Origin of the sequence: Actinomycetospora succinea, assembly GCF_004363095.1 — a bacterium.
Taxonomy (GTDB): domain Bacteria; phylum Actinomycetota; class Actinomycetes; order Mycobacteriales; family Pseudonocardiaceae; genus Actinomycetospora; species Actinomycetospora succinea.
The window spans coordinates 1-1,081 of the sequence record NZ_SNYO01000023.1; the positions used below are offsets into that span (position 1 = coordinate 1).

A 1,081-nucleotide genomic window follows, 5' to 3' on the forward strand; every position below is an offset into this window, starting at 1 on the left:
TGTCGTGACCCAGCACGTTGTCAGCTCGCGAGTCGGGTGATTGGTGGCCGGCCGCCGAGGGCGGAGTGGGCTCGGCGAGTGTTGTAGTTGGTAACCCAGTTGTCGAGCGCGGCGAGTCGTTCGCCGTTGCTGGTCCATGCTCGGGCGTAGGCGAACTCGTCGAGCAGGGTGCGGTTGAGACGTTCGGCCTTGCCGTTGGTCCAGGGGCAGCCGGGTTGGATGAATCGGCGCCGGATCCCCAGCCCGACACAGACCGCGGCCCAGGTTCGGCCGCGTCGGTAGGCCAGCGCGTTGTCGGTCAGGACCCGCTCGATGGTGACGCCGCGGGTGTGGAACCAGCTCGCGGCGCGGTGCAGGAACTGCGCGCAGGTCTGCTGTCGTTCGTCGGGCAGGGCCTCGATATAGGCGATGCGGGTGTGGTCGTCGATCGCGACGTGCAGGTAGTCGTAGCCGTTGCCGCGCCCGCGGACGGCTTCGCTGCGCCCGTGCACGCGCCAGCCACCACCGTCGGGGACCCGGCCGAGCTTCTTGACATCGACGTGGAGCAGCTCGCCGGGGCGGGCGCGCTCGTAGCGGGGCCCGCCCCGGCGGCGGCGGACCGGTTCGCCGGTAATCGGGTCGACGCTCGCCAGCGCCGGCACCTGATGACGGCGAAGGATGCGTCCGACGGTGGAGGCGACCAGCCCGAGTTCGCCGGCTAGGAACACCGCCCCGCGGTGGCTGTCACCGCGTAGCTCCAGGACCTGGGCCTCCACCTGCGGATCGATGCGGTTCGGGCTGGTGTGCGGGCGAGAGGAGCGGTCCTCGAGCCCGGCCAGGCCCTCGGCGTCGTAGCGGTCGATCCACTTCTTGACCGTGCCGCGCGAGACCCCGAGCTGCTCGGCGATCCGGGCCTGGGGCCAACCCGCCTCGTGACGCTCGACGATCAGCAGGCGCGCGTGGACAGTCAGGCGGGCATTACGGTGCGGCACCGAGGGCCTCCGGTGGTGCGGGCGGATGCTTCAGACACACCCACCCCGCCCCGGAGGCCCTCCTCGATCAACCCGACACGCCGCCGCACACAACGTCTCGGGTCACGACA

1 protein-coding gene is annotated in these 1,081 nt (G+C 71.0%); it reads right to left on the reverse strand.

Annotated features, from left to right (window positions below):
- Positions 1-20: 20 nt before the first annotated feature.
- Positions 21-971: an IS481 family transposase gene (locus EV188_RS31295; protein WP_133830266.1), complete on the reverse strand. Its 951-nt coding sequence runs from the start codon at positions 969-971 to the stop codon at positions 21-23.
- Between the last annotated feature and the right edge of the window lie 110 nt (positions 972-1,081).